The organism is Escherichia sp. WS1152, from assembly GCF_046487665.1.
Taxonomy (GTDB): domain Bacteria; phylum Pseudomonadota; class Gammaproteobacteria; order Enterobacterales; family Enterobacteriaceae; genus Escherichia; species Escherichia coli.
Genome location: NZ_JBJQJA010000013.1, coordinates 56197 through 76140, shown reverse-complemented (window position 1 = coordinate 76140; position 19944 = coordinate 56197). Strand labels below are relative to the sequence as shown.

Sequence of the window (19944 nt, the reverse complement as noted above, 5' to 3'; positions counted from 1 at the left end):
GCATCCGGCTATCAGGCCGGATGCTGTTTTTGTATTACGCCGTAGAAAGAAAGGTTGTCAGTAAGGGGTTACGTTCACGGGAGATGGCGGCTGCCGGAAACTTCGGCGGTAGCGTGCCTGAACGCAAGCGTAACACTGTACTGTCACAGCCGCTTTAACAGCGAACTGTCTGTTTTTCCTTAACCCCGGAGGTTGCTATGTCAACCGGATTACGTTTCACGCTGGAAGTGGACGGCCTGCCACCGGATGCTTTTGCGGTGGTCTCCTTTCATCTGAACCAGTCACTCTCTTCGCTTTTTTCCCTCGATCTCTCTCTGGTCAGCCAGCAGTTTCTCTCCCTTGAATTCCAGCAGATCCTCGACAAAATGGCCTACCTGACGATATGGCAGGGCGATGACGTACAGCGCCGGGTGAAAGGTGTGGTGACCTGGTTTGAACTGGGGGAGAACGACAAAAACCAGAAGCTGTACAGCATGAAGGTATGCCCGCCGCTGTGGCGCACAGGGCTGCGCCAGAACTTCCGTATCTTCCAGAATGAGGACATCGAAAGCATCCTCGGCACGATATTGCAGGAAAACGGGGTGACCGAGTGGAGCCCGCTGTTCAGCGAGCCACATCCTTCCCGTGAGTTTTGTGTCCAGTACGGTGAGACTGATTACGATTTCCTGTGCCGGATGGCGGCGGAGGAAGGCATCTTCTTTTATGAGGAGCACGCGCAAAAAAGTACCGACCAGAGCCTGGTCCTGTGCGATACCGTGCGTTATCTGCCGGAGTCCTTTGAGATCCCCTGGAATCCGAACACCCGTACCGAGGTAAGCACCCTCTGCATCAGCCAGTTTCGCTACAGCGCACAAATCCGCCCTTCTTCCGTGGTGACCAAAGACTACACCTTTAAACGACCCGGCTGGGCAGGGCGTTTTGATCAGGAAGGCCAGTACCAGGATTACCAGCGCACACAGTATGAAGTGTATGACTACCCCGGACGTTTCAAGGGTGCCCACGGGCAGAACTTTGCCCGCTGGCAGATGGATGGCTGGCGCAACAACGCAGAAGTGGCGCGCGGAACAAGCCGTTCGCCGGAGATATGGCCGGGACGGCGAATTGTGCTGACGGGGCATCCGCAGGCGAACCTGAACCGGGAATGGCAGGTGGTGGCGAGCGATCTTCACGGCGAACAGCCGCAGGCGGTACCGGGACGCAGGGGTTCAGGCACCACGCTGGATAACCATTTTGCGGTAATCCCGGCAGACCGGACATGGCGACCACAGCCGTTGCTGAAACCGCTGGTGGACGGCCCGCAGAGCGCCGTCGTGACGGGACCGGCAGGCGAGGAAATCTTCTGTGATGAACATGGCCGCGTGCGGGTGAAATTTAACTGGGACCGCTATAACCCGTCAAACCAGGACAGTTCATGCTGGATCCGTGTGGCACAGGCGTGGGCAGGCACCGGATTCGGTAACCTTGCGATACCGCGCGTGGGTCAGGAGGTGATTGTGGACTTCCTCAACGGCGATCCGGACCAGCCGATCATTATGGGGCGCACCTACCACCAGGAAAACCGCACACCCGGCAGCCTGCCGGGAACAAAGACGCAGATGACCATTCGTTCGAAAACCTATAAGGGCAGCGGGTTTAATGAACTGAAGTTTGACGATGCGACAGGGAAAGAACAGGTCTACATCCACGCGCAGAAGAACATGAACACCGAGGTGCTGAATAACCGCACCACGGATGTGATAAACAACCATGCCGAAAAAATAGGTAACAACCAGGCGATCACCGTTACCAATAACCAGATCCAGAACATTGGCGTTAATCAGATACAGACGGTTGGTGTCAACCAGGTGGAAACGGTAGGCAGTAACCAGATTATCAAAGTGGGATCAAACCAGGTTGAAAAGGTGGGGATCATTCGTGCGCTGACGGTGGGTGTGGCGTATCAGACGACGGTAGGCGGCATTATGAATACCTCGGTGGCGTTGTTGCAGTCCTCACAGGTAGGGCTGCATAAATCACTGATGGTGGGAATGGGCTACAGCGTCAATGTAGGGAATAACGTCACCTTCTCGGTGGGCAAGACAATGAAGGAAAACACCGGACAAACAGCAGTTTATTCTGCCGGTGAGCATCTTGAACTCTGCTGTGGTAAGGCAAGGCTGGTGCTGACGAAGGACGGAAGCATATTTCTCAATGGTACGCACATTCATCTGGAAGGGGAGTCGGATGTGAACGGTGATGCGCCAGTGATTAACTGGAACTGTGGTGCCACACAACCTGTACCGGATGCGCCTGTGCCGAAAGATTTACCCCCCGGAATGCCGGATATGCGGCAATTTTGAGTCAGGTGCAAAAAATTAAAACGGAACTGGTGCAGTGACCAGATAAACCATATTAAAAGCAGAAGGAATTGATTCATGGGCGGAAAACCGGCGGCGCGGCAGGGTGACATGACCCGCAAGGGACTGGATATTGTGCAGGGTTCAGCAGGGGTGCTGATAGGTGCGCCGACGGGAGTGGCCTGTTCGGTATGTCCCAACAGCCCGATAGAGGAGCAGAAGGGCAACCCGGTGAACCCGCTGCTGGGAGCAAAGGTGCTGCCGGGCGAGACGGACCTTGCACTGTCCGGCCCGCTGCCGTTTATTCTTTCCCGCGCCTACAGCAGCTACCGGACCAGGACGCCCGCGCCGGTGGGGGTGTTCGGCCCCGGCTGGAAAGCCCCTTTCGATATCCGCTTACAGGTTCATGAGCGGGAACTGATACTCAACGACAACGGCGGCAGGAGCATTCACTTTGAGCCGCTGTTTCCCGGCGAGATAAGCTACAGCCGCAGCGAGTCGTTCTGGCTGGCGCGGGGCGGGGTGGCGGAGCAGCACAGTTCGCAGCCGCTAAGCGCGCTCTGGCAGGTGCTGCCGGAAGATGTTCGCCTGAGTCCGCATGTGTACCTGGCGACAAACAGCCTTCAGGGGCCGTGGTGGATACTCAACTGGCCGGAGCGGGTGCCGGAGGCGGACGAAGTGCTGCCGCCTCCGCCGCCCGCATACCGGGTGCTGACGGGCGTGGTGGACGGCTTCGGGCGTTCACTGACTTTCCACCACGAGGCCGCAGGCGAACTGGCTGGCGAAATCACCGGGGTGACGGACGGCGCGGGCCGCCGTTTTCACCTGGTGCTGACCACACAGGCGCAGCGGGCGGAAGCCTTCCGTAAACAGCGTGCCACGTCTTTATCTTCCCCTGCCGGTCCCCGTTCTGTTTCCTCTTCTTCAGCTTTCCCCGACACGCTGCCCGCCGGTACAGAATACGGTGCCGATAACGGTATCCGGCTGGAGGCGGTGTGGCTGACACACGACCCGGCATACCCGGATGAACAGCCGACTGCGCCGCTGGCGCGCTACACGTACACGGCCAGCGGAGAACTGCTGGCGGTGTATGACCGCAGCGGGATGCAGGTGCGCGGGTTTACTTATGATGTGCAGCACGCCGGGCGGATGGTGGCGCACCATTATGCGGGTAGGCCGGAGAGCCGCTACCGGTATGATGATACCGGCCGGGTGACGGAGCAGGTCAACCCGGAGGGGCTGGACTACCGCTTTGAGTACGGGCAGGACCGTGTGACCATCACGGACAGCCTGAACCGGCGGGAGGTGCTGTACACGGAGGGCGAAGGCGGCCTGAAGCGGGTGGTGAAGAAGGAGCATGCGGACGGGAGCATCACCCGCAGCGAGTATGATGAGGCGGGGAGGCTGAAGGCACAGACGGATGCGGCGGGGCGGCGGACGGAGTACAGCCTGCATATGGCGTCGGGTGCGGTGACGGCGGTGACGGGGCCGGACGGCAGGACGGTACGGTATGGCTATAACAGCCAGCGGCAGGTGACGTCGGTGACGTACCCGGACGGGCTTCGCAGCAGCCGGGAGTATGATGAGAAGGGAAGGCTGGCGGCGGAGACCTCACGCAGCGGTGAGACGACGAGTTACAGCTATGATGACCCGGCGAGTGAGCTGCCGACAGGGATAGAGGATGCGACGGGCAGTACAAAACAGATGGCATGGAGCCGTTACGGTCAACTGCTGGCCTTTACGGACTGCTCGGGGTACACGACGCGGTATGAGTATGACCGGTACGGTCAACAAATCGCCGTTCACCGGGAGGAAGGCATCAGCACTTACAGCAGTTATAACCCGCGTGGGCAACTGGTCAGTCAGAAGGATGCGCAGGGGCGTGAAATCCGTTATGAGTACAGCGCCGCAGGCGACCTGACAGCAACGATATCACCGGACGGTAAACGCAGCACCATCGAATATGATAAACGCGGGCGTCCGGTGAGTGTGACGGAAGGCGGGCTGACGCGCAGCATGGAGTATAACTCTGCCGGGCGCATCACCGTGCTGACCAACGAGAACGGCAGCCAGTCCACGTTCCGGTATGACCCGGTGGACAGGCTGACTGAACAGCGCGGTTTTGACGGCCGGACGCAACGTTACCACTATGACCTGACCGGAAAACTCACGCAGAGTGAAGACGAGGGGCTTATCACCCTCTGGCACTACGATGCGTCGGACCGCATCACGCACCGGACGGTGAACGGCGACCCGGCAGAGCAGTGGCAGTATGATGAGCACGGGTGGTTAACCACCCTCAGCCATACCAGTGAAGGCCACCGCGTGTCGGTCCACTACGGCTATGACGATAAAGGCCGCCTGACGGATGAACGGCAGACGGTGGAGAACCCGGAGACGGGGGAGATGCTGTGGGAGCATGAGACGGGGCATGCGTACAGCGAACAGGGGCTGGCGACCCGTCAGGAGCCGGACGGTCTGCCGCCGGTGGAGTGGCTGACGTATGGCAGCGGTTATCTTGCGGGGATGAAGCTGGGCGGAACACCGCTGGTCGAGTACACGCGGGACCGGCTGCACCGTGAGACGGTGCGCAGCTTCGGCAGCATGGCAGGCAGTAATGCAGCATATGAACTGACCAGCACATACACCCTCACAGGCCAGCTCCAGAGCCAGCACCTGAACCTCCCGCAGCTTGACCGTGACTACGACTGGAACGACAACGGACAGCTAATCCGCATCAGCGGCCCGCAGGAGAGCCGGGAGTACCGTTACAGTGACACGGGAAGGCTGACGGGCGTCCACACCACGGCAGCGAACCTGGATATCGATATCCCGTATGCGACGGACCCGGCAGGAAACCGGCTGCCGGACCCGGAACTGCACCCGGACAGTACCTTCACGGCGTGGCCGGATAACCGCATCGCGGAAGATGCGCACTATGTCTACCGCCACGATGAATACGGCAGGCTGGCGGAGAAGACGGACCGCATCCCGGAAGGGGTGATACGGATGCACGACGAGCGGACCCACCACTACCACTACGACAGCCAGCACCGTCTGGTGTTCTACACGCGGATACAGCACGGTGAGCCGCAGGTGGAGAGCCGCTACCTCTATGACCCGCTGGGCCGCCGGACGGGAAAACGGGTGTGGCGGCGGGAGCGTGACCTGACGGGGTGGATGTCGCTGTCGCGTAAACCGGAGGTAACCTGGTACGGGTGGGACGGTGACAGGCTGACGACGGTACAGACCGGCACCACGCGTATCCAGACGGTATACCAGCCGGGGAGCTTCACACCACTCATCAGAATCGAAACAGAGAATGGCGAACAGGCGAAGGCGCGGCACCGGAGCCTGGCGGAGGTGTTGCAGGAGGACACGGGGGTGACGCTACCGGCGGAGCTGGCGGTGATGCTGGGAAGGCTGGAGCGGGAACTGCGCGCGGGTGCGGTGAGTGCGGAGAGTGAGGCATGGCTTGCGCAGTGCGGGCTGACGGCGGAACAGATGGCGGCGCAACTGGAGGCGGAATACATCCCGGAGAGGAAACTTCATCTTTACCACTGTGACCACCGGGGACTGCCGCAGGCGCTCATCAGCCCGGAAGGGGAAACGGCGTGGCAGGGGGAGTATGACGAGTGGGGAAACCTGCTGGGCGAAACCAGCGCGCAGCACCTGCAACAGCCGTACCGTCTGCCGGGACAGCAGTATGATGAGGAGTCGGGGCTGTATTACAACCGTCACCGGTACTATGACCCGTTGCAGGGACGGTATATCACCCAGGACCCGATTGGGCTGGAAGGAGGATTAAATCCTTACCAGTACCCACTCAATCCTATTGAACATATAGATCCGTTGGGGTTAGCTAATGTAACGCCGCAAATGATATTTGGAACTAATTATTATAACACTATGCAGGGGGCTAATGTTGGATTCGCCCCGAACCTGTCAGATGAAGAAAAATTTAAAGCGTTGGATGATTTTTCAAGTATGCGTGGAGTGTATAATCCATTAGACGATTATGTAAAAGGATGGGCTTTACTGCCTCCTGTTATTGCCGGAGTAGTATTTACCGGGCCAGTAGCAAGTGCGGCTGCATTAGAAGGGGGGACTCTTACATGGGGGGAGATAGCAATTGGAAGTCTTAGTTCATGTGGTGCGGTTGCTACGACTGACTATATGTCTGATCATAAGATGCCGGATAAATCCGAGTTGGCGCTATGTGCTTTAGGTGGTTCTTGGGGAGCGGGAAAAACGTTTGTTGAGAAAATAGCTTTGAAAATGGGATTGTCATTTTTAAGTAAGGGAGGGGATTTTAAATCTGGTGTTTATGCTGCTGCTGATACAGGAGCGGAGTAATTATTAGGTGCAACTTTGGGTAAATTACCCTTTGTGCCTGAAAATGCATTTGGAGATTATATTACTGACATGACTTCTAGTGAAGCGGTAGATAAATTTAAAGGTGATGATAAAAAAGATGCCGATAAAAAATAACCGAAAAATATTAATGTGTGTTGTTGTGATGTTTTTTTTTGAAGTGTTGAGTATTCCTGTTGCAATTGGGGTGACAGAAGACACAGCAGCCTCCAATAAAATGACATATATAAGAAAAGATGCTGATAAGGGAGATGCTACTGCGCAATTTAAACTCGCGGAGTTATATCGAAGTGGTTCTGAAGGAATCCAGAGTTATAAAGATGCAGTATATTGGTACTCGCTTGCAGCAAAACAGGGGCTGACAGAGGCTCAGTATAACCTCGGTGTTATGTATGCTCATGGTTATGGGGTGTCTCAAAATTATGAAAAAGCATTTGAATGTTATCAAATGGCAGCTGAAAAAGGTTTTCCAGAAGCGCAGGGAAACTTAGGAGTATTATATAGTAAAGGGAGTGGCGTGATAAGAGATTATGGTAAGGCCATAGCGTGGTTAAATAAAGCTGCAAATTCTGGATTAGTTACGGCTCAAACTAACCTTGCTTTACTATATGATGAGACTAATAAAAAAGATCTGGCAGATAAGTGGTATCGTATCGCTGCGGAGCAAGGGGATAAGGTTGCTCAGTATCATTTAGGGCGACTCTATTATGAAGGCGTTATTATTAAAAAGGATTATAATAAAGCCGCCTTTTGGTATGATAAATCGGCAAGTCAAGGTTTCATAAAAGCACAATCAGCACTAAGTATCTTTTACTATGAAGGACTGGGTGGGATTACTGTAAATAAATATAAAGCAATAGAACTGTTAAGAAAGTCAGCCACACATGGTGATCCTGTTGCACAACATAATCTTGCATTAATCTATTCCGTAGGCACGAAAGAGTTACCACTCGATAATAAAAAGGCATATGCCTGGTTCAGTGCCGCATACGCTCATGGACTTGATAAAAGTGTTCAATATAAATTGAAGATGGAAAATAGATTAACTCCTGAAGAGTTTGAAAAGGCGCGAATCCTTTCAAAAGAATATATTGAGAAATATAAAAACTAAAGATAATTGGCTGTATTTCATGATAATAATCTAATGAGGGATTTTTCTGAACATCAAATCACATCGAAGTCAGTTAGAGTGCTGCGATTGTCTTGCACGTATTAAATTCAGAGAGAAAATATAGTTGTGGGTATGGAAAATAACCAACCTAATGTAAATCCAGGGAAAGATCATCAGAAGTTCACTTTTTGTACTAAATAGTTCGCATTTTATGTTTAAAAATTGAGATATTCCTCATTACCTGAAGCTGTTTTTATTGCTTATACATGATCAAATACTCCTTGCATAATTAAGGAGAACAAAATGGAACTTAAAAAATTGATGGAACATATTTCTATTATCCCTGATTACAGACAAGCCTGGAACGTGGAACATAAATTATCGGATATTCTACTGTTGACTATTTGTGCCGTTATTTCTGGTGCAGAAGGTTGGGAAGATATAGAGGGTTTTGGGGAAACACATCTCGATTTTTTGAAGCAATATGGTGATTTTGAAAATGGTATGCCTGTTCACGATACCATTGCCAGAGTTGTATCCTGTATCAGTCCTGCAAAATTTCACGAGTGCTTTATTAACTGGATGCGTGACTGCCATTCATCAAATGACAAAGACGTCATCGCGATTGATGGAAAAGCGCTTCCACACTCCTATGATAAAAGTGGTCGCAGGAGAGCGGGCTTTCGTAGTCTTACCCCGACTCTCCCCGGCCCTAAACACAGCCCCCACTCACCGCAACCTAAACTCATCCGCATCTCGCCATGCCGGAAACTTATCGCGATATTCCCTTAACACCGCCATCGACAGCTCGGCATCAATGCGCGTTGCCTGATGCGCGTCGGCAGTAGCGATAATCTCGCCTTGTGGATTAATCACCCGGCTGTCACCGCGATAATGGCAGCCGTTGCCATCGCTGCCGACGCGATTGCATCCCGCCACATACGCCTGATTCTCAATCGCGCGGGCCGTCAGCAATGCCTGCCAGTGCAGAGAGCGCGGAGCAGGCCAGTTGGCGACGTACAGGGCGAGGTCATAATCGTTGAGATTGCGCGACCACACAGGAAAACGTAAGTCGTAGCACACCAGCGGCAAAATACGCCAGCCGCGCCATTCCACAATCACTCGCGCATTGCCCGCTTTATAATGCAGATGCTCATCTGCCATGCGGAACAGATGACGCTTATCATAAAAATGTACCGTGCCGCCCGGCTCAACCAGCAAAAAGCGGTTAACCGAACCAGACTCCGTTTGTAATGCAACACTGCCTGCAATCAGCGCATTGCACTGCTGCGCTTTAGCTGTCATCCAGTTCACTACGTCATCTTGCGCTAGCGACGAAGCTGCCGCTTCCATGGCAAAGCCGCTGGTAAACATCTCCGGTAGAACGATCACATCGCGCCCGGTAATACCTTCCAGTTGACGATCAAAATGGCGCAGGTTGGCAGGACCATCCATCCACACCAGTGGTTGCTGCAAAAGCGTAATCTTCAAACCAGGCACGGTGTACAACTCCTTTATGCGAAGGGTTTTATAACTTTAACACCTTATCAGGCAGTTGCCTTAGCGCAGAATAAATTGATAACCAACGCTGATATTGGAAATATCTGATTTGCAAATTATCGTGTTATCGCCAGGCTTTAGGAGGTTAATAACATGGGCAGGATAAGCTCGGGAGGAATGATGTTTAAGGCAATAACGACAGTCGCCGCTCTGGTCATCGCCACCAGTGCAATGGCGCAGGATGATTTAACCATTAGCAGCCTGGCAAAGGGCGAAACCACCAAAGCTGCGTTTAATCAGATGGTGCAAGGGCATAAGCTACCTGCATGGGTGATGAAAGGCGGTACTTATACTCCCGCACAAACCGTAACGTTGGGAGATGAGACGTATCAGGTGATGAGCGCGTGCAAACCGCATGACTGTGGCTCGCAACGTATCGCTGTGATGTGGTCCGAGAAATCTAATCAGATGACGGGGCTGTTCTCGACTATTGATGAGAAAACGTCGCAAGAGAAACTCACCTGGTTGAATGTGAACGATGCGCTTTCGATTGATGGTAAAACGGTGCTGTTCGCGGCGTTGACCGGCAGCCTGGAAAACCATCCGGATGGCTTTAATTTTAAATAATTAGCGGATAAAGAAACGGAGCCTTTCGGCTCCGTTATTCAATTACGCGGCTTCAACTTTCCGCACTTTCTCCGGCAACTTTACCGGCTTCGTCGCCAGCTCTTCCGGATCAAAATCATCAACGTTAATACTGCGCAGACGGCTTTCTTCCGCTTTCACCAGAATAGCGGCTTCATCTTTATCAATCAGCCCCTTCGCCAGCGCGTTGTGCGCCAGTTCATCCAGACGGGTAAATGGCAGATTTTTACCCAGCTCTTTACAGATCCGCTGATGAATCGGGTCGGCGGCAATCACATCCACCAACGCCTCTTCCAGTAAACCAACCGGGTTATGCTCGCTTGGCGTCAGGTACTGACCGCGACCAATACGTGAACGAGTGGCGTTCGGCACTTGTAAAATCTTCGCCACTTTATGATCCAGCTTGTCAGACGGTGCCAGATAATGACGTCCGGTCGGGAAGATCACCACATTCAGCAGCCCGGCAACCACGCGGTTCGGGAAGTTTTGCAGTAAATCGTCCATCGCCTGTTCTGCCTGATACAGCGCATCCTGTACGCCCCAGTGCACCAGCGGCAGATCGGCTTCATTACGGCCTTCGTCGTCATAACGCTTCAGAACGGCAGAGGCGAGGTAAAGCTGGCTTAAAATATCCCCCAGACGTGCCGAGATACGCTCACGACGTTTCAGGCTGCCGCCCAGCACTGCCATCGAGACATCAGAAAGCAGGGCGAGGTTGGCGCTCAGGCGGTTAAGATGCTGATAGTAGCGTTTAGTGGCATCGCCGGTTGGCGTGCTGCTGGTTAAACCGCGCGTCAGGCCCAGCCAGAAGCTGCGAACTTTGTTGCTACCGACGTGACCGATATGTTTGAACAACAGTTTATCGAACGCGTTGACGTCATTGTTCTTCGCCGCTTCCATCTCTTCCAGCACGTACGGATGGCAACGAATCGCTCCTTGTCCGAAGATCATCATGCTGCGGGTCAGAATGTTAGCCCCTTCAACGGTGATGGCAATCGGTGCGCCCTGGTAAGCACGCGCCAGGAAGTTGCTTTGCCCGAGCATAATGCCTTTACCGCCGGTAATATCCATCGCATCAATAATCGACTGCTGCCCGCGGTGGGTACAGTGATACTTAACGATAGCCGACAGCACGGCAGGTTTTTCGCCGAGCATAATGCCGTAGGTAATCAGCGATGCCGCAGCATCCATTACATAAGCGTTCCCGGCAATACGCGCCAGCGGCTCTTCAATCCCTTCCATCTTACCGATAGAGATTTTGAACTGACGGCGAATGTGAGCATACGCGCCGGTTGCCAGCGCTACCGATTTCACGCCGCCGGTTGAGTTGGAAGGCAGTGTGATGCCGCGGCCTACCGAGAGGCACTCCACCAGCATCCGCCAGCCTTGCCCGGCCATTTTCGGCCCGCCGATGATGTAATCGATCGGCACGAAGACATCTTTACCGCGCGTCGGTCCGTTCTGGAACGGTACGTTCAGCGGGAAGTGGCGACGACCAATTTCCACGCCCGGCGTGGTGGTCGGGATCAGCGCACAGGTAATACCTAAATCTTCTGCGCCACCCAGCAATTTTTCCGGGTCGGAGAGTTTAAATGCCAGACCCAGCACGGTCGCAATCGGTGCCAGCGTAATGTAGCGTTTGTTCCAGGTCAGTCGCATGCCCAGCACCTGCTGGCCCTGCCATTCACCCATGCAGACAATCCCGGTATCCGGAATCGCGCCCGCATCGGAACCCGCTTCCGGGCTGGTTAGTGCAAAGCAAGGGATTTCCTGACCACGCGCCAGACGCGGCAGATAGTGATCTTTCTGCTCGTCAGTGCCGTAATGTTGCAGCAGCTCGCCCGGGCCTAATGAGTTCGGCACGCCGACGGTAATCGCCAGGATCCCGCTCACGCCGGAGAGTTTTTGCAGCACACGAGACTGGGCATAAGCCGAGAACTCCAGCCCGCCGTACTCTTTTTTGATGATCATCGCGAAGAAGCGATGCTCTTTAAGGTACGCCCACAACTCCGGCGGCAAATCAGCCAGCTCATGGGTGATCTGGAAATCATTCGCCATCCGGCAGGCTTCTTCTACCGGGCCGTCGAGAAACGCTTGCTCTTCAGCCGTCAGGCGCGGCTGCGGATAGTTATGCAGCTTTTTCCAGTCCGGCTTGCCCTGGAACAAGTCGCCCTCCCACCAGGTGGTGCCCGCATCAATCGCTTCTTTCTCAGTGCGCGACATCGGCGGCATCACCTTACGGAAACCGCGAAATACCGGCGCGGAAATCATCGACTTACGCATAGGCGCAAAGTTAAATGGCACGAGGATAATGGCCAGAGGCACCAGTACCCACGCCGACCACAGACCAGCAACGCCGAGGGCGGCTGTCCAGGCGAGCAAAATCAGACTGCTGATAAATAAGCTCACGCGGTGATAGAACAACGCGCCGAGCAGGACAACCGTAGCGAGAATACTCAAAATCATCATAACGAAAAGCCCCTTACTTGTAGGAGGTCTGACCACTTGTGATGATATGGTTGTAGTGGATGTAAAAACATTTAGCAATGTGTTTACAATATAATTACAACAAAGCTCACATTGTTGCTGTTTTTATCCGCACTTCAGGTCAAAAAGTCCTGGTCATAGCACCTGCCCGTACTTCTCGCTTTTGGCGGTATCCGGTACACTGCATTTTGTCTATTACATTTATGCTGAAGGATATCCTCATGTACCAGGATCTTATTCGTAACGAACTGAACGAAGCGGCGGAAACGCTGGCTAACTTTTTAAAAGATGACGCCAATATTCACGCCATTCAGCGCGCGGCGGTCCTGTTAGCAGACAGCTTTAAAGCCGGTGGCAAAGTGCTTTCCTGCGGCAACGGCGGTTCCCATTGCGACGCTATGCACTTTGCCGAAGAGTTGACCGGTCGCTACCGTGAAAACCGTCCGGGCTACCCGGCGATTGCTATTTCTGACGTTAGTCATATTTCCTGCGTCGGTAACGATTTCGGTTTCAATGATATTTTCTCCCGTTACGTTGAAGCGGTAGGTCGCGAAGGCGATGTACTGCTGGGGATCTCCACCTCCGGTAACTCTGCAAACGTGATCAAAGCGATCGCAGCGGCGCGTGAGAAGGGAATGAAAGTGATCACCCTGACCGGTAAAGACGGCGGCAAAATGGCTGGCACGGCGGATATCGAAATTCGCGTACCGCACTTTGGTTATGCCGACCGCATTCAGGAGATTCACATTAAAGTGATCCATATCCTGATCCAGTTGATTGAAAAAGAGATGGTTAAGTAAGTCTGGCGTAGGCCGGATAAGACGTTTACGCCGCATCCGGCAATTGTGCACCGATGCCTGATGCGACGCTGACGCGTCTTATCATGCCTACAAATCTGTACGCGAACCGTAGGCCGAATAATGCGTTCACGCCGCATCCGACCTGAAAATTCTTAAATCAATCTTCGCCGGGGGCCATGCGCTCCCGCTGTTGTGGAGGTTACCCATGTGCGAATTGCTCGGGATGAGCGCCAACGTCCCTACCGATATCTGCTTTAGTTTCACCGGTCTGGTGCAGCGTGGTGGTGGAACCGGGCCACATAAAGATGGCTGGGGCATTACCTTTTACGAAGGTAAAGGCTGTCGCACATTTAAAGATCCGCAACCCAGCTTTAACTCACCTATCGCCAAACTGGTCCAGGACTACCCGATAAAATCCTGTTCGGTGGTGGCTCATATTCGCCAGGCTAATCGGGGCGAGGTGGCGCTGGAAAATACTCACCCGTTTACCCGCGAGTTATGGGGGCGTAACTGGACTTATGCCCATAACGGGCAACTGACGGGCTACAAATCACTGGAAACCGGCAACTTCCGCCCGGTCGGTGAAACCGACAGCGAAAAAGCCTTTTGCTGGCTCCTGCATAAATTAACGCAGCGTTACCCGCGCACGCCGGGCAACATGGCGGCAGTGTTTAAATATATCGCCTCACTGGCGGATGAACTGCGGGCGAAGGGCGTTTTCAACATGCTGCTTTCGGACGGTCGCTATGTAATGGCGTATTGCTCGACTAATTTACACTGGATCACCCGCCGCGCGCCGTTTGGCGTGGCAACGTTGCTGGATCAGGATGTAGAAATCGACTTCAGCTCGCAGACCACACCGAATGATGTGGTCACGGTGATTGCGACACAGCCGCTGACGGGCAATGAAACCTGGCAAAAGATTATGCCAGGCGAATGGCGCTTATTTTGCCTCGGGGAGCGTGTAGTTTGATGCCAGTTGTGGTTGCACAACTTCGTGGCTTAACGGCTTGCTGACCACGTAACGGCCATTGACCACAGAAACGGTCGGTGGCTTACGGGTTTGCTCAAAGTAGTCGTAGCCTGGCTTCAGTTGCTCCCAGAAGTCCTTAAAGTTGGAATATTTGTGGCGCTTCATATTAGCGTCGGTCATGCGGAACGGGTAAATACTCACTTGCACGCTCGGCTGACCAAACACCAGCGCACCAGTAACGAACTGGAAGATCTCATCAATACCCTGATTGGTCATTGCGTAGCAGCCGATGGAAACACAATCGCCGTGGATCATCAGGTATTTCCCTTCATAACCATGCGCACGGTCATAGGCATTGGGGAAACCAATATTAATCGCTTTGTAGTAACGGCTGTCTGGTTTTAACTGATTACGCTGGACGCTATAAAACCCTTCCGGGCTTTTGAAATCGCCCTGACGCTGTTTTGGCCCTAAGCCGCCGGAATATTTACAGATTTTATAGCTGTCGAGCAGTTGATATTGCTCACCCATTTTGACGTAGAGATCGAGCGTACGTTCTTCCTTGAAGATCTGGATGTAGACAGGGGATCCCATCAACTGCTGCTTATACTCTTTGCTCACTGGCGTGGTCGAGCTACTGCTGCCCAGCAAACCGGCAAACGAAACGCACGGGATCAACAACATCGCAAGAATTAATGCGATTTTACGCATACTGCTTATTCCTTGATAAAACGGTTACACACGCCAGGACGGCAAAATGGATCCCAAATCGGAATAGTCTGGATTTGGAAGGCTCACATTATCACCAAAAGAGTTTTACGCAAGCCTGTCGGCGCAGGGTTTACAAATTTCATCGGCAGCGGGCTTTACCCAAAGAGCGCCGCGTGAGTTCCAGTTCTCTCAAATCGTAAAAGTTTATCGGTAAGTTTGTAAATCAGGAGCCAGTCCGGTTCGACATGAGCATCGCGATAACCTTTCCATGAACCTTGCAGCGGGTGGTCTTTATAAACAGCTGGAAGCGGTAAAGTATTATTGATAAGAAGCGTCATAAGATATTTCAATTTATTCATATCCTTATGACGCTTTTGTGCAAGTTTTACATCCTTTGAAAATTGTCCCGAGTATTCAATATCCCTTTGAATCATATTTAAATTCCTAATTTATCAAATAAATCATCGGCGTCTTTGGCCTTATGAACACCAACGCCAGCTTCGCTGTTTTTGATTGATTGAATGGTTAATTGATTAGGCTCGCGTAAATCAAACGGCAATGCCTTTTCACGCGCGACCTTTGTGAGGGTTATGCGAACCAGGTCAGAGATGGTCAGCCCCATCCCGGCCAGTACGTCCGCCGCCTGATTCTTCAGATCTTCATCGATTCGGGCGCGAACAAATGCATTTGCAGCCATTGGGGTATCTCCTGTGCTGTATATATATTCAGCTTGAATTGTAGCTCAATTGAGCAACAGCGGCAATTTATGAGCAATTCAATAAACTGATGTATTTACATAATTCACTGAAATATATATGTTAATTTTATAATAATGGTTTATTAAGTTTGTTCAGAAACGATCCGGGATACACTGCAACATTAAAGCATGACCAGCCATTATTGAGTATGTCCTTGCCGTCGATTCCATCCTTTGTATTGTCGGGATTACTGTTGATTTGTTTGCCGTTTTCTTCATTTGCCAGCGCCACCACATCACATATCTCTTTCAGCTACGCCGCCCGCCAGCGGATGCAAAACCGTGCGCGTTTATTAAAACAGTACCAAACCCATCTGAAAAAGCAGGCCAGCTATATTGTGGAAGGCAATGCCGAAAGCAGAAGGGCGCTGCGCCAGCACAACCGCGAACAGATAAAACAGCATCCAGAATGGTTTCCTGCGCCGCTCAAGGCGAGTGACAGACGCTGGCAGGCGCTGGCGGAAAACAACCACTTTTTAAGCAGCGACCATCTGCATAACATTACCGAAGTGGCGATTCACCGCCTGGAGCAGCAGCTTGGCAAGCCTTACGTCTGGGGCGGCACGCGGCCTGATAAAGGCTTTGACTGTAGCGGGTTGGTTTTTTATGCCTACAACAAGATCCTCGAGGCGAAGCTCCCGCGTACGGCTAATGAGATGTATCACTACCATCGGGCAACGATTGTGGCGAATAACGACCTGCGCCGGGGAGATTTGCTGTTTTTCCATATCCACAGCCGCGAGATTGCCGACCATATGGGGGTATATCTGGGCGACGGTCAGTTTATTGAGTCACCGCGCACCGGGGAAACCATTCGGGTAAGTCGGTTAGCTGAACCTTTCTGGCAGGATCATTTTTTAGGCGCGCGCCGGATTTTGACGGAAGAGACGATTTTGTAGGACGGATAAGGCGTTTACGCCGCATCCGGCAGTTGTACGCAGGTGCCTGATGCGACGCTGGCGCGTCTTATCATGCCTACGAGCCCGCGAATATTTGCGAGCCGCTTTCCCGATATAAAACAACCTCATTGCCAACCTTTCCTTTTCTTCTTACCGTTGAGAAAAAGGAGTCGCTATGTCTGAATATCGTCGGTATTACATCAAGGGGGGAACCTGGTTTTTCACGGTTAACCTACGAAATCGTCGAAGCCACCTTCTGACCGCTCAGTTCCAGATGCTCCGTAACGCTATTATTAACGTTAAGCGAGACAGACCTTTTGAAATCAACGCTTGGGTCGTTTTGCCAGAGCATATGCATTGCATATGGACATTACCTGAAGGCGATGATGATTTTTCCTCGCGCTGGAGAGAGATTAAAAAGCAATTCACCCATGCTTGTGGATTGAAAAATATCTGGCAACCACGTTTTTGGGAGCATGCCATCCGTAATACAAAAGATTATCGGCATCATGTTGATTATATTTATATAAATCCAGTGAAACATGGCTGGGTAAAGCAGGTGTGTGATTGGCCATTCTCAACGTTCCATCGCGATGTGGCGCGAGGGTTATATCCCATTGATTGGGCGGGTAACATAACGGATTTTAGTGCCGGGGAGCGTATCATTTCATAATTGTGCGCGGATGCCTGATGCGACGCTAGCGCGTCTTATCATGCCTACAAACTTGTGCCGCATCCGGCAATTGTGCGCGGATGCCTGATGCGACGCTGGCGCGTCTTATCATGCCTACAAACCTGTGCCGGATCGGTAGGCCGGATAAGGCGTTCACGCCGCATCCGGCGGTTGTGCACCGATGCCGGATACCTACATCAACGCCCCCATAATCTTCAACTCCAGCTCATCCGGCACTTCGTTATACGACAGCACATGCAGCCCCGGCGCAAACAATCTCGCATAGCGCGCCAGCAAAGGGCGAAGCTGCGGCGGCACCAGCAGCACCGGGTCTTTCCCCGCCGCTTTCATCTGCTCTTTTACCTGCGGCATCGTGCTCTGGAACTGGTTGAGCATATTCGGGTCAACCGGCACGCTGTCGAGCATCACTTTGCCGCCCTGTTGCGCCTGATTCACCACATTGGTGAGCAGATTTTCCAGCTCATTATTCAGCGTATACACCGTCAGCTCCTGCTTGCGAACGAACGGATGGGTAATGCTGCGCCGCAGCGCCAGGCGTACATCGGCCGCCAGCAGAATATGATCTTTAGTCACCGCGCTACTGGCGACCAGCACGGTGGCGATGGTGACGATATCGCGCAGGGAAACGCCTTCGGTCAGTAGTGTGCGGTACACTTTCAGCAACTGGCTGTAATTCAGCGCCGCGCTTAAGTCTTCTGCCAGGCGCGGTGCCATCGACGACAAACGATTATGCAACTGCGTAATATCATCATAGTTAAACAAATCAGGAATATAGCTGCGCACAATCTTATTCACATGGGTGGCAATCACGCTGGCGCTGTCGATCACCTGATACCCCATATTCAGCGCCTTCGCTTTCTGCGCGGGCTGGATCCAGGTCACCGGCATCCCGTACGCCGGGTCGTTCCCCAGCACGCCGTCAATCTCGCCGTAGGTTTCGCTGGAGGGCAGGGCCATCAGTTTATCCGCCGGAATATCCGCTTCATCAGCCTTAATACCGTTGATGAAAATGGCGTACTGGCTGGGCTTGAGGCGGAAATTTTCCCGAATGCGGATCTCCGGCAGCAGCACGCCGTTGCCGTCGGATATCACCTGTCGCACGCCGCGGATCCGCTGGGTGAGTGGGTTGCCCTGGGCTTTGTCCACCAGCGCCACCAGTTTGTAGCCGAGGCTTAAACTGATAGGCTCGATCAGCGGTATCGTTTCCCAACTGACCTGTTGCTCGCTGGTTTCGGTGATGGTGCGGGTCAGCGTTTCGAGACTTTTCTCCTCCGCCTCCGCTGCCTGCGGGCGTTTGCTCATCCGCCAGCCGGTAAAGCCAAGCAGGGCGCTGAACAGCAAAAACGGCAGATGCGGCATTCCCGGCACCACCGCCAGCACAAACATAATCCCGGTGGCGGTGTAGAGCACCGACGGGCTTGCCAGCAGCTGGTGGCGCACGTCATGGGCGATATCGCCGTTGTCGCTGACGCGGGTGACGATAATCGCCGCCGCGGTGGAGAGCAGCAGGGAAGGGATCTGCGCCACCAGCCCGTCGCCGATGGTCATCAGCACATATTGCTGGAAGGCAGCATCGGCGCTCAGGTTGTATTTGAAGATCCCGATACAGACACCGCCGATCAGGTTGATCGCCAGAATCATCATCCCGGCGATGGCGTCCCCGCGCACAAACTTTGATGCCCCGTCCATCGCGCCGTAGAAATCGGCCTCGCTGGCGACATCTTTACGCCGGGTTTGCGCCTGCGCCTGGTTGATCAACCCGGCGTTAAGGTCGGCGTCAATCGCCATCTGTTTGCCGGGCATCGCGTCCAGGGTAAAGCGGGCAGAAACCTCGGAAATACGCTCGGCCCCTTTGGTGACGACGATAAAGTTGATTGTCAACAGCGTCAGTAAATCCGAGCGTGAAAGCATTATCGCCGCGCTGCACGGGCAGTCGATTTTTAACGGTGGTGGGCTGTCGCCGTTAAATAAAATCAGCCCGTCTCATCCGCCAAAACCTGCCACCGTGGCGGTGCCGGAAGAGACGGAGAAAAAAGCGCGTGATGTGAATGAGAAAACGGCGCTGCTGAAGAAGAAATCCGCCACCGAGCTTGGCGAGTTGGCAACCAGTATCAACACCATTGCCCGTGATGCGCATATGGAAGCGAATCTGGAGATGGAGATTGTTCCCCAGGGATTACGCGTGCTGATTAAAGACGACCAGAATCGCAATATGTTCGAACGCGGCAGCGCGAAGATTATGCCGTTCTTTAAAACGCTGCTGGTGGAGCTAGCGCCAGTGTTCGACTCGCTCGATAACAAAATTATTATTACCGGGCATACCGATGCGATGGCCTACAAAAACAATATCTACAACAACTGGAACCTTTCGGGCGATCGCGCGCTTTCAGCTCGTCGGGTGCTGGAAGAGGCCGGAATGCCGGAAGATAAAGTGATGCAGGTAAGCGCAATGGCGGACCAGATGCTGCTGGATGCCAAAAATCCGCAAAGCGCGGGCAATCGGCGTATTGAGATTATGGTGCTGACCAAAAGTGCGTCCGATACGCTGTATCAATACTTTGGTCAGCATGGGGATAAAGTGGTGCAGCCACTGGTGCAAAAGCTGGATAAGCAGCAGGTGCTTTCGCAGCGAACGCGTTAAATGCTGAATCTTTACG

The 19944-nt window shown here is 53.2% G+C and carries 14 protein-coding genes and 2 pseudogenes; 10 read left to right on the top strand and 6 right to left on the bottom strand.

Translation table 11 applies throughout. The annotated features are described in order from the left end of the window. The first annotated feature begins 197 nt into the window (after window positions 1-197). From ACJHW7_RS18575 to ACJHW7_RS18560, 4 genes and pseudogenes are all read left to right on the top strand, one after another. Complete coding sequence (locus ACJHW7_RS18575; protein WP_021556443.1) at window positions 198-2339, top strand: type VI secretion system tip protein VgrG; 2142 nt, start codon at window positions 198-200, stop codon at window positions 2337-2339. A 75-nt stretch (window positions 2340-2414) separates the two neighbouring features. Next, window positions 2415-6692, top strand: a complete 4278-nt coding sequence (locus ACJHW7_RS18570) for an RHS element core protein (RefSeq protein WP_231236798.1) — start codon at window positions 2415-2417, stop codon at window positions 6690-6692. A gap of 118 nt (window positions 6693-6810) precedes the next feature. Next, entirely contained in the window at window positions 6811-7821 is a 1011-nt protein-coding gene (locus ACJHW7_RS18565; protein ID WP_001695458.1) for a tetratricopeptide repeat protein, read from the top strand. A 303-nt stretch (window positions 7822-8124) separates the two neighbouring features. After that, window positions 8125-8499, top strand: a pseudogene (locus ACJHW7_RS18560) (ISAs1 family transposase); the annotation flags it as partial. Window positions 8500-8550: 51 nt separating this feature from the next. On the opposite strand, the gene yafV reads toward ACJHW7_RS18560, so the two are convergent. Continuing rightward, on the bottom strand, window positions 8551-9321 hold the full coding sequence (gene yafV / locus ACJHW7_RS18555) for a 2-oxoglutaramate amidase (protein ID WP_001118038.1): 771 nt from the start codon (window positions 9319-9321) through the stop codon (window positions 8551-8553). A 180-nt stretch (window positions 9322-9501) separates the two neighbouring features. On the opposite strand from yafV, the gene ivy reads away from it, so the two are divergent. Then, a complete protein-coding gene (ivy, locus tag ACJHW7_RS18550) occupies window positions 9502-9948 on the top strand; it encodes an Ivy family C-type lysozyme inhibitor (protein ID WP_001308392.1) in 447 nt (148 codons plus the stop codon). Window positions 9949-9990: 42 nt separating this feature from the next. On the opposite strand, the gene fadE is transcribed toward ivy, so the two are convergent. Beyond that, entirely contained in the window at window positions 9991-12435 is a 2445-nt protein-coding gene (fadE, locus tag ACJHW7_RS18545; RefSeq protein WP_000973081.1) for an acyl-CoA dehydrogenase FadE, read from the bottom strand. A gap of 239 nt (window positions 12436-12674) precedes the next feature. Here fadE and lpcA point away from each other — a divergent pair, with 239 nt between their 5' ends. Both lpcA and ACJHW7_RS18535 read left to right on the top strand, forming a co-directional pair. Beyond that, window positions 12675-13253 carry a D-sedoheptulose 7-phosphate isomerase gene (gene lpcA / locus ACJHW7_RS18540; RefSeq protein ID WP_000284050.1) on the top strand — a complete coding sequence of 193 codons (579 nt, stop codon included), beginning with the start codon at window positions 12675-12677 and terminating at the stop codon, window positions 13251-13253. Between the two features lie 205 nt (window positions 13254-13458). Continuing rightward, a complete protein-coding gene (locus ACJHW7_RS18535) occupies window positions 13459-14226 on the top strand; it encodes a class II glutamine amidotransferase (protein ID WP_000333379.1) in 768 nt (255 codons plus the stop codon). Here the strand turns inward: ACJHW7_RS18535 and dpaA are convergent. The 3 genes from dpaA to dinJ form a co-directional block, all read right to left on the bottom strand. Then, window positions 14197-14937 (bottom strand): peptidoglycan meso-diaminopimelic acid protein amidase, encoded by a 741-nt coding sequence (gene dpaA / locus ACJHW7_RS18530; protein ID WP_001225679.1) that lies wholly within the window; start codon window positions 14935-14937, stop codon window positions 14197-14199. The two genes, ACJHW7_RS18535 and dpaA, sit on opposite strands and share 30 nt — an antisense overlap. 155 nt (window positions 14938-15092) lie before the next feature. Beyond that, a complete protein-coding gene (gene yafQ, locus ACJHW7_RS18525) occupies window positions 15093-15371 on the bottom strand; it encodes a type II toxin-antitoxin system mRNA interferase toxin YafQ (protein WP_000615980.1) in 279 nt (92 codons plus the stop codon). 2 nt (window positions 15372-15373) lie between these two features. Then, window positions 15374-15634, bottom strand: coding sequence for a type II toxin-antitoxin system antitoxin DinJ (gene dinJ / locus ACJHW7_RS18520; RefSeq protein WP_000729709.1), 261 nt, complete (start codon window positions 15632-15634; stop codon window positions 15374-15376). 209 nt (window positions 15635-15843) lie between these two features. Here dinJ and ACJHW7_RS18515 point away from each other — a divergent pair, with 209 nt between their 5' ends. Both ACJHW7_RS18515 and rayT read left to right on the top strand, forming a co-directional pair. Next, a complete protein-coding gene (locus ACJHW7_RS18515; protein ID WP_000056850.1) occupies window positions 15844-16593 on the top strand; it encodes a C40 family peptidase in 750 nt (249 codons plus the stop codon). A gap of 175 nt (window positions 16594-16768) precedes the next feature. Next, complete coding sequence (gene rayT / locus ACJHW7_RS18510; protein ID WP_021556447.1) at window positions 16769-17266, top strand: REP-associated tyrosine transposase RayT; 498 nt, start codon at window positions 16769-16771, stop codon at window positions 17264-17266. A 192-nt stretch (window positions 17267-17458) separates the two neighbouring features. Here rayT and ACJHW7_RS18505 read toward each other — a convergent pair. Further along, window positions 17459-19177, bottom strand: a pseudogene (locus tag ACJHW7_RS18505) (flagellar biosynthesis protein FlhA); the annotation flags it as partial. Here ACJHW7_RS18505 and lafU point away from each other — a divergent pair. After that, on the top strand, window positions 19143-19928 hold the full coding sequence (gene lafU / locus ACJHW7_RS18500; protein ID WP_000207551.1) for a putative lateral flagellar export/assembly protein LafU: 786 nt from the start codon (window positions 19143-19145) through the stop codon (window positions 19926-19928). The pseudogene ACJHW7_RS18505 and the gene lafU overlap by 35 nt on opposite strands. The last annotated feature ends 16 nt before the right edge of the window (window positions 19929-19944 follow it).